This window comes from Croceifilum oryzae (genome assembly GCF_030814315.1).
Classification (GTDB): Bacteria; Bacillota; Bacilli; order Thermoactinomycetales; family Thermoactinomycetaceae; genus Baia; species Baia oryzae.
In genome coordinates this window covers 21,049-35,628 of sequence record NZ_JAUSUV010000015.1, presented here as the reverse complement: position 1 = coordinate 35,628, position 14,580 = coordinate 21,049, and the positions used below count along the sequence as shown (strand labels likewise).

Below are 14,580 nucleotides of genomic sequence, written 5' to 3'. Positions count from 1 at the left end.
GGACTTGCTTTTTCACATCCTCGCAGGCTCACTATTTGAGCTGTGGTCAGACACATTGCCCCGGGACATCCTATCTAGATAATCAACAAAGTACTCAAACAACTATCCCGACCTCAATAAGCCAAATAAGCCAACTCTTAACAAGCTCTTCCTAATTATTCATTCCACAGTTTATCAATCAAACCTATTACCTACTCCGCACTATCCTCACTCGCACGTTTCGCCGCCTCAATCGTATTATGCATCAACATCGCAATCGTCATAGGTCCTACTCCACCCGGCACAGGAGTAATAGCCGATGCCTTATCAAATACCTCATCAAACAACACATCACCAACCAACTTGCCGTCCTCATTCCGATTCATCGCCACATCAATCACAACCGCACCCTCTTTCAAATGATCAGCCGTAATCAATCCAATCCTCCCCACAGCACTCACAATAATATCAGCCTGCTTGGTAAAGGTGGCTAAATCCGGAGTACGAGAATGGCACATCGTTACCGTAGCATTCGCGCGTTGCAGTAACATCGACACCGGCTTCCCCACAATATTACTTCTTCCAATCACAACCACATGCTTTCCAGCTATTGTAACATTAGAACGCTCTAAAAGTTGCATAATTCCAAATGGCGTACAAGGTAGATAACATTCCAATCCAGTCATCATTTTCCCTACATTAATCGGGGTAAATCCATCTACGTCTTTCTCCGGCGAAATCGCTTCAATTACTTTTAACTCGTCAATATGCTTCGGTAGAGGTAATTGTACTAGAATTCCATGAACCGCTTCATCTTGGTTCAATTCTTCAATTCTATCAAGAAGCTGCTTTTCCGTTATTTCTTCACCCATCCGAAGCACTTCTGATGCAATTCCAATTTCCGTGGCAGCACGAACTTTCCCGCGTATATAAGACTCGGAAGCTGGATTATGACCAACAAATATCACCATCAAGCCCGGACGAATTCCTTGCTCCTGTAATTGTACAACTTCCCCTTTTAACTCTTGACGAATATCACTTGCGATTTTTTTTCCATCGATTAATTGTGCCATTTGTCATCACCCTTATAGACCGTAGTTTTTAGATATGTATGGTTTCACATATTATCATCCAGTTTATTCGTTTCTACTAAAGCTGTAAAGGATAATCCGAACAATACAAAAAGAGAGCGAAGCAATATTCGCTTCTACTCCCTTACTATTGTATTTCTTCCCGTAATTGATCGAGATTTTTCGCTAATTTACCTAGAATCCCGTTGATAAAGCGGCTTGTTTCCATACCACTAAATGCTTTGGAAAGCTCTACTGCTTCGTTTAGCACCGCACCAGATGGCGTTTCTGGTTGATAGAGTAATTCTAACGTAGCTACACGTAGCACCGCTCGATCCACAGCAGAAAGACGACTCAGCTTCCAGCCTTCTTTTACATATCGTTCTAAAATAGGGTCAATCTGAGGGTGATGTTCTTTCACACCTTGCACGAGAAAGCGATAAAAATCCAAATCTTCCCCCTGAACCTTCTTCTCCAATTCACGAATCATTTGGAGATCTGCCTCAGGATGCACATCTTGTTGATATAAAGATTGAATCGCTATTTCTCTTGATAATCTCCGACTCATTTAAAATCCTCCAAAAAGAAACCCGAGCCACCTGCTTGGGCCCGGTTTCGATGTAACTTCTTACTACTACCTATCTTACCTTACTCTTGGGGTAGATTCCCCATCTTTTGTTTTTTCTGGTTGTGGAAATTTGATGCCTTCGACACGAACCACAATCTGGTCTACTTGAATGCCTGTCATCGTTTCAACAGCCGATTTGATACTTTCTTGCACTTGCTTTCCTACTTCTGGGATCGATACCCCATATTCCACAACAAGTGATACCTCAATCGTTGTGGACTCATCTAAGTTTACCGTAATTCCCTGACGAAGGTTTTTCCGACCAATCAACTGATTAAAATTCTCGACGACACCGCCACTTAGACTAATGACTCCCTTAACCCCTGTCGCTGCTAGCCCAGAAATAACTTGCAACACTTCTGGCGCAATCTCTACTTTGCCTAGATTGCCATTTTGCGTTGGTTGATGTTCCATATTAGCTTAGGTTCCCTCCTCGTATATATTAGTCGTTTCCAAAAACTGAATATGAAAGTCACCAGAGCGAAATTTTGGATGTTGGATCATGAGTTGATGGAAAGGAATCGTGGTATGAACACCATCAATCGCAAATTCGTGTAGTGCACGATTCATGCGGTCGAGTGCTTCTTCGCGATCTTTTCCCCAGACAATTAACTTCGCTACCATTGAATCATAAAACGGCGGGATACGATAGCCCTGATAACAAGCACTATCCACTCGAACCCCCATACCACCAGGAGCTAAGTACGTTTTAATCGTACCTGGCGATGGCATAAAGTTTTTATCAGGCCGCTCCGCATTAATCCGACATTCGATCGACCAGCCGTTGATCTTAATATCTTCTTGACTCACTAGGAGTGGTTCTCCTGCGGCTACCCGAATTTGTTCTTTCACCAGATCAATTCCCGTAATCATCTCTGTAACAGGATGTTCGACCTGAATTCGAGTATTCATCTCCATAAAGTAGAAATTTCGATCCCGATCAAGGAGAAGCTCTACCGTGCCCACCCCTTGATAGTCAACAGAGCGCGCGGCAGCGATCGCGGCTTGGCCCATTCGCTCACGCAACTCTGGATTTAATGCCGGAGATGGGGCTTCTTCAATCAGTTTTTGGTATCGACGTTGAATCGAGCAATCCCGCTCACCTAAATGAACGACATTTCCATGGGAATCAGCTAAAACTTGAATTTCAATATGACGAGGCTCAACAAGGAACTTTTCTAAATACACACCTGGATTTCCAAAGTTGGCTTCAGCTTCCTTCTGCGCTAGCGTAACCGCATGACGCAATTCTTCTGAACTATGTACGATCCGCATTCCTTTTCCGCCGCCACCAGCTGTTGCTTTTACGATAACTGGGTAGCCAATGGAAGTAGCAATCTCTTCCGCTTCATCGAGATCTTCAATCACACCTTGCGTTCCCGGGACGACCGGAACTCCTGCTTCTTTCATCGTTTCACGAGCCGTTGTCTTATCCCCCATCTTTAAGATGGCTTCCGGCGATGGACCGATAAAAGTAATGCCACATGCCGCACAAAGCTCAGCGAAATCGGCATTTTCCGATAAAAATCCATATCCAGGATGGATCGCATCTACACCGACTAAGGTCGCTACACTAAGCAAGTTTGTCATGTTTAGATAACTTTCACGAGATAGAGCTGGACCGATGCAAAAAGCCTCATCAGCCAAACTCACATGCAATGCCTCTCGATCCGCTTCGGAATAAACGGCTACAGTGGCAATCCCTAGTTCTCGACAAGCTCGGATGATTCGAACAGCGATTTCACCGCGGTTTGCAATTAGTACCTTCTTAAACATTCACAGTTCCCCTCCTGAACGATCAGGACGTTTTTACCAAGAACAATGGTTGTCCATATTCAACTAGCTGGCCATTTTCCGCCAACACTTTTACAATCGTGCCTTTTACATCGGCATCAATTTCATTCATCAGCTTCATCGCTTCTACGATACATACGATCGTTTCGTTTTGAACTTGATCGCCTTCTTTTGCATAAGGCTGAGAATCTGGGGAAGGTGCACGATAGAACGTACCCACCATAGGTGAGACGATTTTATGTAAAGTAGCATCCTCCACTTCAGGTGCAGCCGGGGTTGCTTCTACTACCGGTGCTGGACTCGTCATCTCTGTCGCAACAGGTGTTACAGGACTTGCAACTGGAGTTGGTTGTTCCACATGTTGAACCACTGGTTGCACAGCAACAGGGAAACTTGCAGTAGGTACCGTAACCCCATTATTTTTTTTCATCTTAATTGTGGTTTCTTCATTTTGGATTTCAAATTCTTCGATTTGAGATTCATCTATCAATCGAATAAGTTCACGAATTTCATGCATTTTAAATGTCATTTATGTTTGCTCCTTTCTAATCAGGTAACGGTTTAATCATAATGGTTTTTGCTAGGCTTGACCAGTCCTTCAGCAGGAATTACCCATTCAGTCAAAATGATGACACTTCTCTAAATGAATATTACCATGCATATATCGCATAAAAATCCATTGGAAAATTCCGCGTACTTGCAATCCGATTTACCTCATATCATCACATAGGTATAATAAAGATAAGAATGTCCATTTTTATCGTTTTATATCATAAGGAGGATCTAAGATGGAATCGAAAGCAAAAAAATTACCAAAACGATCTGAAATTGCCACTCCAGATACATGGCGATTAGAAGATATATTTGCCACGGATGATGCATGGGAGCAAGAATATAGAGATATTAAAGCAACTCTTCCCCAATTCGCCGAATTCCAAGGAAAACTAGGGAGTTCAGCCGATATTCTTTTTCAAGCATTACATATCCGCGATCAAGTTTCAGAGAGATTAGGCAAAGTATTTGTCTATGCTCGTATGCGTTACGATCAAGACACCACTAACTCTCATTATCAAGCATACAACGACCGCGCTGCTAGCTTAATGACAGAAGCAAGTAATGCTATGTCCTACTATCGCCCTGAAATCTTAGCAATTCCTGAAGAGAAAGTCACCTCTTTTGCAAAAGATCACGAAAAACTTTCTTTATATGGATATGAACTGGAAATACTAAATCGTTTCCGTTCCCACACTTTATCAGAAAAAGAAGAATCTCTACTTGCACAAGCAAGTGAAGTACTAGGATCCTCTAGCCGCACCTTTAGTTACATAAACAATGCCGACATTAAATTTCCTTCCATTCTTGATGAAAAGGGAGAAGAAGTTGAAATTACCCATGGTCGTTACATTCAGCTTCTCGAAAGTAAAGATTCTAGAGTACGTAAAGAAGCGTTCCAAGCTGTCTATGAAACATACGGCAAGCTACGTAACACACTTGCAAGTACCCTATCTGGACAGGTAAAAAAACAAAACCTCATTGCGAAAATTCGCCAGTACGGATCTGCACGTCAAAAGGCGTTAAATGACAATCAAATTCCGGAAACGGTATACGATCAACTCATTGAAACGGTTCATGAACACCTACCGCTTCTCTATCGCTATTTTGATATCCGGAAAAAAGCGCTTGGGCTAGAGGAGTTACATCTTTATGACCTTTTCGTTCCCCTCACTTCTGAGCTGGAGATGAAAGTTAGCTACGAAGAAGCAAAAGAGCTACTTCTCAAAGGCCTACATCCACTTGGGGAAGAATACCTACAAGTGTTACAAACGGCTTTTGATAACCGTTGGGTTGACGTTTATGAGAACCAAGGGAAGCGAAGCGGGGCTTACTCTTTTGGAACCTATGGAACCAATCCATACATCCTCATGAACTGGCAAAACTCCGTCGACAACCTGTTCACGCTCGCTCATGAGTTTGGTCATTCGGTTCATAGTTATTACACTCGGAAGACTCAACCACACGTTTACGGGGATTATTCAATCTTTGTAGCGGAAGTCGCTTCTACCTGTAACGAAAACTTATTGAACGACTACTTATTAAAAACCACAACAGATCCACAGAAACGTCTCTATCTGATTACGCATCATTTGGATAAGTTCCGGAGCACCATTGTTCGTCAAACCATGTTTGCAGAATTCGAGCTACTGATTCATCAAAAAGATCAGGCTGGCGAGGCGTTAACAGCAGATGTACTTTCTCAGATGTACTACGATCTTAACAAGAAATACTTTGGTGAAGGTGTCGTAATCGATCCAGAGATTGCTCTAGAGTGGGCTCGTATCCCTCACTTCTACTACAATTTCTATGTATACCAGTATTCTACAGGAATTAGTGCAGCCACTGCCCTGTCCAAGCAAATTCTCGAAGAAGGACAGCCAGCAGTTGACCGCTATCTAGACTTCTTGAAAGCGGGAAGCTCACAAAGTCCGATCGATATCCTGAAACATGCAGGTGTTGATATGAACTCCCCAGAACCGATTCGCGAGGCATTTGTGGTGTTTAAGGAGTACTTAGATGAGTTAGAAATGTTGCTAGAGCAGAAATAAGAAACTGAAATAGAGTAGGAGGGGGCAAACCAGCCCCCTCCTACTCTATTTCACGGAACCTTAATAGCTTTTTCTCAGATTTTATATTGTGGTCTTTCACGAAACCATAAAGTTGCGATCCATTTTTCCCCTTTTTGAACAGGGCATCCTTCGTGTTTGGAAAGAGGATGAGGTTCAATAGTTCCTTTTTTACAAGTTTCAAACTGTAGTATTTTCCCCACAGTAGGTGTAATCGCTAGGTTAAGATCGGAGAATGCTGTTTCGCCTCCTTGTTCGACATCATTTAAATATAAAATAGCAGTCATGAGACGTTGCCCACCTTTTTGAGGAGTGCGATAGGTATCCCAATGAGCTTCAAATCTTCCATCAATAGAGTATTTTGCTACTTGTAATGGCTCTGCATGATGTAGGGGTAGCCCAACTGTTTCAGCCATTCGTTTACATATTTGCAGTACGATTGGATTGAGATGATGAGGTAACCAAGGATGATGAGGCAACCAAGCTTGTTCCGATTTTCTTATACTTGAATATATGCCGAGCTCTTCATCTGAGTTACTAGCGACTTGTGATTTTTTGAGTTGGTTCCTGGATAGCTCAATTAACTGCTGGCATTCTATTGGCGTCACCACCTCTTCATAAGAAGCAATATACGGATCTTCACAATAAATTGTCGCATTTTTTATCATACAAACTCTCCTATCCTGCTACTATACAAGATATATATGCTGTAAATTAATACATCTAGAACGATCTTCAGTCCTTGCATCCTTATAGACTTCCATGCCGGACGCACACAACAAACCCTTCTGATCGCATTGTCAGAAGGGTTTGTTGTCAAAACTCTTACTCCCCAGTAAGATCCGTTGATAAAAACAGTTTAACCGTACATTGGTTAGGTTTTGTTATTTATGGCAGTTTTTGAATAATATCCAAGGGACTTTGCATCACGAAACAAACTAGAAAAATCGAAATCACTATGCAACTCATAACGATCTTAAGCATTTGATTATTATCCTGCCATATCTTTTCCCCACGGAATTTACTCACAATGATATCTGCAAGAAAGTAGATATAAGAGAAAAACACAGTCAAATATATCATGGTAAACTTAGAATCAAATGATAGCATTGCGTCTGCCATGTAGCCAAAAACTCCGTACAAAGCAATTTTTAGAGCCCACTTTGAACCTTTATTCTCCACATTGCGAGAAATCCAATCAATATAAATCGAAGAAGCTGTGCCAAAGGAGGCCGAGATAAGTAAGCAAGCAAAAAAAGTTATAACTGTACCCAGAAAGAAATCTAACACGTCAAGATCAATAGCAATGGTAAGAGAATATAGAAGTGCACAAACAAAACCAACAATAGCTGCAACTTTCGTTTTTCTAATTATAATATCGTGCATAAAGTTCACCTTATCCTATAGATGACTGCTTAGCGCCAGCACCAAGAGTCATATTTACATTATTAATCTATATCTAGAATGACCATTCCAAAATAAAATCCTAACCAAACGATCAGTTAGGATTCATTTTTATTTCTATCTATTTTTTCACAATATCCTTAATCAAAACTCTTACTTTCCAGTCCCTCCGCCTGCAAACGCTCGTAAATTGGCTTCGTCTCTGGTTTCGAACCAAACTCAGGATCATTTACAATCAAAGCCGCATCTGCTCGGGCTACCTCCATGATCTTCAGATCCTCTGCCAAATTAGCAACTTTAAACGCAGGGAGCCCACTCTGCTTCACGCCTAAGAAGTCACCAGGTCCCCTCATCTCTAGATCACGTCGTGAGATCTCAAATCCATCCGTTGTTTCCGTCATCACCCTCATCCGCTCATTTCCTTGCTCGGAGCGTGGATCCGCAACTAGAACACAAGTAGATGCACCTCCGCCCCTTCCTACCCGTCCACGCAACTGGTGAAGCTGAGCAAGTCCAAAGCGATCCGCATCATAGATAACCATCACGGTTGCATTGGGAACGTTTACGCCTACCTCAACGACTGTCGTAGAGACCAGCACTTGAATCTCATTTTCCGAAAAGGCTCGCATCACTTCTTCTTTCTCCGCTGGATTCATCTTTCCATGGAGAAGTCCAACTCGTATAGGAGAAAGCTCCAAGGTTAGTTGTTCATATAAGTCATGCGCGTTTTGCAAATCTAACTTCTCAGATTCTTCGATAAGTGGACAAATCACATATGCTTGGCGATCTGTCTGGCATTCTTTTTCAACAAAGGTAACGATGCGGGGAAATAGATCCTTTTTCACCCAATATGTATCAATCGGTTGCCGCCCAGCTGGCATCTCATCGATCGTGGAGATATCCATTTCTCCAAAGACCGAGATAGCTAGCGTACGCGGAATCGGAGTCGCGGTCATGAATAGGACATCGGGATTACTCCCTTTTTCACGTAACAATGCGCGTTGTTTGACGCCAAAACGATGTTGCTCATCCGTAATCACGAGGCCTAATTGGCGGTAAACAACCCCCTCTTGAATGAGGGCATGTGTTCCTACTACGATATCAGCTAACCCCATTTGAATCTGACTCAACGTATCTCGGCGCTCTCTTGCTTTCATATTCCCTGTGAGGGAGACAATGGTAAGTCCCAGTGGACCTAAAACGGCTTGTAGCGATTCTGCGTGTTGATCCGCTAAGATCTCCGTGGGAACCATAAGCGCACCTTGATAACCAGATAAGTAATTGGCATATAAGACAATCGCCGCAACAACGGTTTTCCCAGACCCCACATCTCCTTGTAATAAGCGATTCATCTGATGAGGAGCTTGTAAATCATCTAAGATTTCATCCACGACGCGCCTCTGAGCACCTGTTAGTGGGAAATCTAGTCTGGAGACAAGATCTTCTACCTTCTCATGGTCAAAGCGATGAGAAATTCCCTCTATCTCCGTCTTTTGAAGCTTCCGTAGATACATTAATTTCGCTTCGTAGAGGAGAAGTTCCTCATATGCCATACGTCTGCGTGCTTGATGACCTTCTTGCTGTCCCTTAGGGAAATGGAGGTAGTACATCGCTGTGGCACGAGGAAGCAAACGGTATTCTTCGATCAAAGTAGAAGGTAAAATCTCCTCAATCTCCCCGCCAAATCTTCCATAAGCCTCTTCAATTAATTTCCGAAGCCAACTTATTTGTACGTTGGCATTTACAGAGTAGACAGGCTCCAAACGACCCGCCTGCTTCTCTTGCTCAGTCTCGCTCACAAACGTCCGCTTCGCTAAAATCTCCAACTTATGCCGATCAAAACGACCCGAAACCATAATCGTTTTTCCGGGAATCAATTTATCTTTTAAAAAATGTTGATTAAACCAGACCACTTGGACAATGATTCCATCCACATCCAGACGAGCGGATAATCGAGAGCTATTCTTTTTAAACCATCGAAAGCTTGGAGCTTGATAAACTCTCCCTTGAACGGTTACTTGGGATTCGTGCTCTGCTTCCCCTAGATCTGTCACCCGATAGTCGATGTAACGATATGGATAATACTCCAAAACATCCTGAATCGTGTAAATTCCTAGTTCCTCAAGATGCTGTTTACGCTGAGGTCCGACGCCAGACAACACATCAACCGAATACTGAGCCAAACTCATTCAGATGACTCATTTCCAAAAATTTGCCGCTCCAAACTACGGCCCGTCGGAGTAGCTGCTAAACCGCCCAACGCTGTCTCACGCAATGATACCGGCATATCTCGGCCAATCTTATACATCGCATCGATCACTTCATCAGTCGGAATTACGCTCTCAACTCCCGCCAATGCCAAATCAGCGGCTACCATCGCAATAGCGGCGCCCATGGCATTCCGCTTCACGCAAGGAGCCTCCACCAATCCGGCTACAGGATCACAGACAAGTCCGAGCATATTTTTCAGCGCAATGGCCACTGCTTGCGCCGATTGGGAAGGAGTACCCCCAGCCATCTCGACCACAGCAGCCGCGGCCATAGCAGTCGCAGAACCTACTTCCGCTTGACATCCACCAGCCGCACCTGAGATACAAGCATTATTTGCGATGCAAAAACCAATCGCACCTGCTACGAACAAAGCTCGTACCATATCCTCACGACTGGAATTCAATTTTTTCGATGCAGTCGAGATCGTGCCAGGTAAAATCCCGCAAGCGCCTGCTGTTGGTGTTGCTACCACAATCCCCATCGCCGCGTTTACTTCTGATACCGCTGTAGCACTCGCAACCGCTTCTAAAACGGTCGTCCCTGTTAAGAGAACTGGAGCATTCTCACGGTACATCATGATCTTCTTTGCATCTCCACCTGATAGCCCACTCTTGGACTTCAGATCTTCGGTTGTACCTCGTTCAATGGCTAATTCCATCACTCGAAGGTTTTCTTCCATTTCACGATAAATTTCTTCTATCGGACGATTCATAACATCTGACTCTTGTTGCATCATCACATCCGAGATTTTTAGTTGTTCTGATTCTGCATATTCGACTAGTTCTGCCACTGAGCGAAACAACATGTTTAGCTCCCCTTTCCAACAGTAGAATAACCCAAGCAAAAGACACTTTCAAAGGCCTTCTTACTTGGGTTACAAGTTTGATATTTATGAAAGAACGGTGACTGAAAGCATGCCATGTTGTTTGCGAATCTCTTCTTGGAGTGATTCGTCCACAACTTGGTCTGTCTCGATCGACATCAATGCTTGAGACCCTTTTTCTTTACGAGATACTTGCATATATCCAATATTAATTTCGTGTTTAGCCAAGATAGTGGCCACAGCAGCGACCGCTCCATGTTGATCATGATGATAGACCAACAAAACGGGAGCATTTCCCGACAGACTCAGCTGGAAGCCATTTAACTCGGTAATCTCCATCTTTCCGCCACCAATCGAGATGCCTACCACTTCTAAACGATGGTCGCCATCCTCAAGGATCAGACGAGCCGTATTCGGATGATCAGTAAGTTCATCCGATTCGATAAACTCGACATTCATACCCTCTTCACTCGCGATGTCTAAAGACTCAGCCATACGAGTATCAAACGTATCAAAGTCAAGCAATCCTCCAACTAAAGCGATATCAGTTCCATGACCCCGATACGTTTTTGCGAAAGAACCATATAAAATGATGCTAACACGCTTAGGCATCTTCCCAAACATGGTACGTGCCGCTCTACCAATCCTCGCCGCGCCTGCCGTATGCGAGCTAGAAGGACCAATCATAACAGGCCCAATGATATCAAAAACTGTACGATATTTCATATGCAGTCGCACCCTATCCATCTAAGATCTATAAAAATCCTCATTCACCAAATCCTAATTATTAACAAATGTATCAGACCAAGAAAAAAGGTACAAGGGGATTCATCATAGAACCTAGTTTAGACTTCTAGGTACGGTGCTACTGAGATCGCAACAGTACCTGGTCCTGCATGCGTTCCAATAACTGGACCTATTTCCGTCACAATTAGCTCTTTCACTTCAAACTCCTGCTCGATTCGTCGCATCCATTTATCAGCTTCCTCTGGATTACGTGCATGCATAATCCCGATCGACACAGCTCCTTCTCCAGCCTGCTCTTTTACAAGTCCAAATAACCGTTCAAACGCTTTATTTTTCCCTCGCACTTTATCTACCGCATAGACAACGCCTTCTTGGTTTACAGACAAAATGGGTTTAATGTTCAAAAGTGAGCCTACAACCGCGGATGCTTTTCCAATTCGTCCACCTTTTTGAAGGTATTCCAATGTATCCACTAGGAAAAAAATAGAAGTATGCTCTCGATTTGACTCTAAAAGCCCCTTGATCTCATCTAACGACTTACCTGCCTTTGCCGCATGAGCAGCTGCAATCACTTGTAAGCCACTTCCTAGAGAAGCAGAACGAGTATCAAATACCTCAATCTCCACATCTGGATTTTCCAGCATAGTAGAAGCGAGAACGGCTGTTTGATAAGAACCACTTAGACCGGACGAAAGAGAAACGAGAAGGATTTTCTTCGCACCTTCATCAATCGCCTTCTGGTATGCATTTACATAATCCATCGGCGACGGTTGAGAAGTAAATGGGATCTCTTTGCACTCTGCTAATTTTACATAAAACTCATCAGCAAAGAAGTCAACACCATCATAATACGTTGTTCCTTCAATATGACACGGAATCGAAACAAGGCTGATTCCAAGCTCTTCCCTTAACTCTTGCGGTAAATCTGCTGCACTATCACAAATTATTTTTACTTGATCCATAAGGCACCTCGCTATTCAACAGAAAATAAGAAGTAATAGAGTGGCTGTCCACCATCATGAACCTCAATTTCTACATCTGGGTATGCATCTCCCAGCCGTTTTGTGAGCTCATCTGCTTGATCTGAGGATACATCTTGACCGTAGATAACGGTAACGACATCTGCTTCATCAACCGCCATCTCACCTAATAATGTAAAGGCAGTTTCCATCAAGTCTTGCCCCACTACCTCTATCTTACCTTCTGTAATTCCTAGATAATCACCTTGTTTAATCTGATGCTCATCAATCTGTGTATCACGTACGGCATACGTAAGCTCACCTGACCGGATAGCCTGATAAGCAGATGTCATATTGGTTTTGTTTGCCTCAGGTGTAGCATCCTTATCAAATGCCAATAATGAAGCTAATCCCTGCGGAATCGTCTTGGTAGCTAATACCGTTACAGGTACATCTACTACCTCGCCAACTTGTTCTGCAGTCCAAATAATATTCTTGTTGTTTGGCAAAATGATAATATGCTCTGCATGAATTTGGCCAATCGCTTTCACGATATCTTCCGTGCTTGGATTCATCGTTTGACCGCCCTCGATCACTACATCGACTCCCAAACTACGCATAATATCTGCTACTCCGGAGCCTGCTACGATCGATACAATCCCATATGGCTTTTTCTCTACCTCTATAGCTGGTTTCTCTACATGACCATGAGAATAGGAAGATGTATGCCCTTCGGTTGCGGTTGCATATTGTTCACGCATATTTTCGATCTTAATTTTAATCAGGTCACCGTATTTTTGAGCATAACTAAGAGCGTCACCTGGATGCTCCGCATGAATATGCACCTTTACAAGCTCTTCATCTGAGATCACTAAGAGTGAGTCTCCAAATTGAGATAGCTCTTCGCGGAAATCCCCTTCAGAGAATGCCTCTACGCGGCGGCGAGTCGTTTTTAAATCCACCATAAACTCTGTACAGTAGCCATTCTCAATTGTAGCTGGATCAATTTTCGCTTGTGCATTATCATGAGCCATTTCAGCTAAACTTTCTAAACTAGGAAGATTCTCTTGAGTCGTTGGTTGATCTACCACCACTTCACCTGTTAAAACAGAGAGCATTCCCTTATATACTAGCAATAATCCTTCTCCACCTGCATCCACAACACCCGCTTGCTTTAATACAGGAAGCATCTCCGGTGTACGGTCTAAAGTGGCTTTGGCTTCATTTACAACAGCCTCTAACACTTCAATCGAATCGTTCGTACTCCGAGAGCGCTTCACACCAGCCTCTGCCGCCTCTCGTGCAACTGTGAGGATCGTTCCCTCAACGGGTTTGAGAACCGCCTTATAAGCCGTTTCCACGCCTCGTTGAAACGCTTCTGCTAACTGGCGAGGGCTCATCGTTTCATTTCCTGCTAATGCTTTTGAAAATCCACGGAAAAGCTGGGACAAAATAACGCCCGAATTTCCTCTCGCACCCATCAGTAATCCCTTTGCAAGCGCTTCCGCTAGTTTCCCGATGTTTTCCTCATGCGCAAACTTCTCCATCTCTTTTACACCAGATGTAATCGTTAAGCTCATATTGGTTCCAGTATCACCGTCTGGAACAGGGAAAACGTTGAGGGCGTTTACCATCTCAACGTTGCGATTAAGATTGTTCGCGCCCGCACGCATCATTTGTAAAAATAAACTTGCAACAATTTCGCGTTGTGCCAACTGGGCTCCTCCTTACTCTTCATTCACCAATCGAACACCTTGAACAAAGACATTTACATAGTTTACTTTAATTCCTACTAATTGGTCTAAAGTATATTTCACTTTTGCTTGCACATTATGTGCTACCACGGAAATTTTCGTGCCATAACCCACAATAATATGCATATCGACGATCAGTTCGCTTCCTTCTTCACGAACCTCGATGCCTTTACTGAGATTTTCACGACCGAGCAATTCTGCAATTCCATCTTTAATTTGTTTACGGGAAGCCATTCCTACGAGTCCATAGCAATCCATCGCAGAAATCCCTGCAATGGTCGCAATAACATCATTGGAAACTTCGATTTGACCTAGGTTGGTCGAAACATCAATACTCATGACTACTCCTCCTTGAAGAGGTTTCTCAGGCGTTTTTACTAGGACAATTTTACAACAACCCTCTTGATAAAGAAAGAGAAAAAGCCTTATCTACTATTATACTCGTATCTCGCAAATTCAATAATCGAAACTTCCTTGCAGAGAACTGGCATGTGTGTTAGAATTGCATGGTGATTTATACCGATCCGTAC

At 43.2% G+C, this 14,580-nt stretch carries 14 protein-coding genes; 1 reads left to right on the top strand and 13 read right to left on the bottom strand.

Annotated features, from left to right (window positions below):
- Positions 1–191: 191 nt before the first annotated feature.
- From folD to accB, 5 genes are all read right to left on the bottom strand, one after another.
- Positions 192–1,052 carry a bifunctional methylenetetrahydrofolate dehydrogenase/methenyltetrahydrofolate cyclohydrolase FolD gene (gene folD, locus J2Z48_RS14000; RefSeq protein WP_307254521.1) on the bottom strand — a complete coding sequence of 287 codons (861 nt, stop codon included), beginning with the start codon at positions 1,050–1,052 and terminating at the stop codon, positions 192–194.
- 145 nt (positions 1,053–1,197) lie between these two features.
- Positions 1,198–1,617 (bottom strand): transcription antitermination factor NusB, encoded by a 420-nt coding sequence (gene nusB, locus J2Z48_RS13995; protein ID WP_307254519.1) that lies wholly within the window; start codon positions 1,615–1,617, stop codon positions 1,198–1,200.
- 75 nt (positions 1,618–1,692) lie between these two features.
- Positions 1,693–2,091: an Asp23/Gls24 family envelope stress response protein gene (locus J2Z48_RS13990; RefSeq protein WP_307254517.1), complete on the bottom strand. Its 399-nt coding sequence runs from the start codon at positions 2,089–2,091 to the stop codon at positions 1,693–1,695.
- A 6-nt stretch (positions 2,092–2,097) separates the two neighbouring features.
- Positions 2,098–3,453 carry an acetyl-CoA carboxylase biotin carboxylase subunit gene (accC, locus tag J2Z48_RS13985; RefSeq protein WP_307254515.1) on the bottom strand — a complete coding sequence of 452 codons (1,356 nt, stop codon included), beginning with the start codon at positions 3,451–3,453 and terminating at the stop codon, positions 2,098–2,100.
- 22 nt (positions 3,454–3,475) lie between these two features.
- Entirely contained in the window at positions 3,476–4,000 is a 525-nt protein-coding gene (accB, locus tag J2Z48_RS13980; RefSeq protein WP_307254513.1) for an acetyl-CoA carboxylase biotin carboxyl carrier protein, read from the bottom strand.
- Between the two features lie 259 nt (positions 4,001–4,259).
- Here accB and pepF point away from each other — a divergent pair, with 259 nt between their 5' ends.
- Positions 4,260–6,074 (top strand): oligoendopeptidase F, encoded by a 1,815-nt coding sequence (gene pepF / locus J2Z48_RS13975; protein WP_307254512.1) that lies wholly within the window; start codon positions 4,260–4,262, stop codon positions 6,072–6,074.
- Positions 6,075–6,148: 74 nt separating this feature from the next.
- On the opposite strand, the gene J2Z48_RS13970 is transcribed toward pepF, so the two are convergent.
- From J2Z48_RS13970 to J2Z48_RS13935, 8 genes are all read right to left on the bottom strand, one after another.
- Complete coding sequence (locus tag J2Z48_RS13970; RefSeq protein ID WP_307254511.1) at positions 6,149–6,760, bottom strand: prolyl hydroxylase family protein; 612 nt, start codon at positions 6,758–6,760, stop codon at positions 6,149–6,151.
- A 220-nt stretch (positions 6,761–6,980) separates the two neighbouring features.
- Positions 6,981–7,478 (bottom strand): hypothetical protein, encoded by a 498-nt coding sequence (locus tag J2Z48_RS13965; RefSeq protein WP_307254509.1) that lies wholly within the window; start codon positions 7,476–7,478, stop codon positions 6,981–6,983.
- A gap of 158 nt (positions 7,479–7,636) precedes the next feature.
- Positions 7,637–9,685: an ATP-dependent DNA helicase RecG gene (gene recG / locus J2Z48_RS13960; protein WP_307254507.1), complete on the bottom strand. Its 2,049-nt coding sequence runs from the start codon at positions 9,683–9,685 to the stop codon at positions 7,637–7,639.
- Positions 9,682–10,569, bottom strand: a complete 888-nt coding sequence (gene sdaAA, locus J2Z48_RS13955) for an L-serine ammonia-lyase, iron-sulfur-dependent, subunit alpha (protein ID WP_307254573.1) — start codon at positions 10,567–10,569, stop codon at positions 9,682–9,684. Before sdaAA ends, recG begins: the two co-directional genes overlap by 4 nt.
- An 87-nt stretch (positions 10,570–10,656) precedes the next feature.
- Positions 10,657–11,316, bottom strand: a complete 660-nt coding sequence (gene sdaAB, locus J2Z48_RS13950; RefSeq protein ID WP_307254505.1) for an L-serine ammonia-lyase, iron-sulfur-dependent subunit beta — start codon at positions 11,314–11,316, stop codon at positions 10,657–10,659.
- Between the two features lie 119 nt (positions 11,317–11,435).
- Complete coding sequence (locus J2Z48_RS13945) at positions 11,436–12,299, bottom strand: DegV family protein (protein ID WP_307254504.1); 864 nt, start codon at positions 12,297–12,299, stop codon at positions 11,436–11,438.
- Between the two features lie 11 nt (positions 12,300–12,310).
- Positions 12,311–14,011, bottom strand: a complete 1,701-nt coding sequence (locus J2Z48_RS13940) for a DAK2 domain-containing protein (protein ID WP_307254502.1) — start codon at positions 14,009–14,011, stop codon at positions 12,311–12,313.
- 12 nt (positions 14,012–14,023) lie between these two features.
- Positions 14,024–14,389 carry an Asp23/Gls24 family envelope stress response protein gene (locus J2Z48_RS13935; RefSeq protein ID WP_307254500.1) on the bottom strand — a complete coding sequence of 122 codons (366 nt, stop codon included), beginning with the start codon at positions 14,387–14,389 and terminating at the stop codon, positions 14,024–14,026.
- Between the last annotated feature and the right edge of the window lie 191 nt (positions 14,390–14,580).

What these genes read in the sequence shown, in the direction of transcription:
- folD (WP_307254521.1), bottom strand. Translation starts at nt 1,052, where the DNA reads ATGGCACAATTAATCGATGGAAAAAAAATCGCAAGTGATATTCGTCAA.
- nusB (WP_307254519.1), bottom strand. Translation starts at nt 1,617, where the DNA reads ATGAGTCGGAGATTATCAAGAGAAATAGCGATTCAATCTTTATATCAA.
- J2Z48_RS13990 (WP_307254517.1), bottom strand. Translation starts at nt 2,091, where the DNA reads ATGGAACATCAACCAACGCAAAATGGCAATCTAGGCAAAGTAGAGATT.
- accC (WP_307254515.1), bottom strand. Translation starts at nt 3,453, where the DNA reads ATGTTTAAGAAGGTACTAATTGCAAACCGCGGTGAAATCGCTGTTCGA.
- accB (WP_307254513.1), bottom strand. Translation starts at nt 4,000, where the DNA reads ATGACATTTAAAATGCATGAAATTCGTGAACTTATTCGATTGATAGAT.
- pepF (WP_307254512.1), top strand. Translation starts at nt 4,260, where the DNA reads ATGGAATCGAAAGCAAAAAAATTACCAAAACGATCTGAAATTGCCACT.
- J2Z48_RS13970 (WP_307254511.1), bottom strand. Translation starts at nt 6,760, where the DNA reads ATGATAAAAAATGCGACAATTTATTGTGAAGATCCGTATATTGCTTCT.
- J2Z48_RS13965 (WP_307254509.1), bottom strand. Translation starts at nt 7,478, where the DNA reads ATGCACGATATTATAATTAGAAAAACGAAAGTTGCAGCTATTGTTGGT.
- recG (WP_307254507.1), bottom strand. Translation starts at nt 9,685, where the DNA reads ATGAGTTTGGCTCAGTATTCGGTTGATGTGTTGTCTGGCGTCGGACCT.
- sdaAB (WP_307254505.1), bottom strand. Translation starts at nt 11,316, where the DNA reads ATGAAATATCGTACAGTTTTTGATATCATTGGGCCTGTTATGATTGGT.
- J2Z48_RS13945 (WP_307254504.1), bottom strand. Translation starts at nt 12,299, where the DNA reads ATGGATCAAGTAAAAATAATTTGTGATAGTGCAGCAGATTTACCGCAA.
- J2Z48_RS13935 (WP_307254500.1), bottom strand. Translation starts at nt 14,389, where the DNA reads ATGAGTATTGATGTTTCGACCAACCTAGGTCAAATCGAAGTTTCCAAT.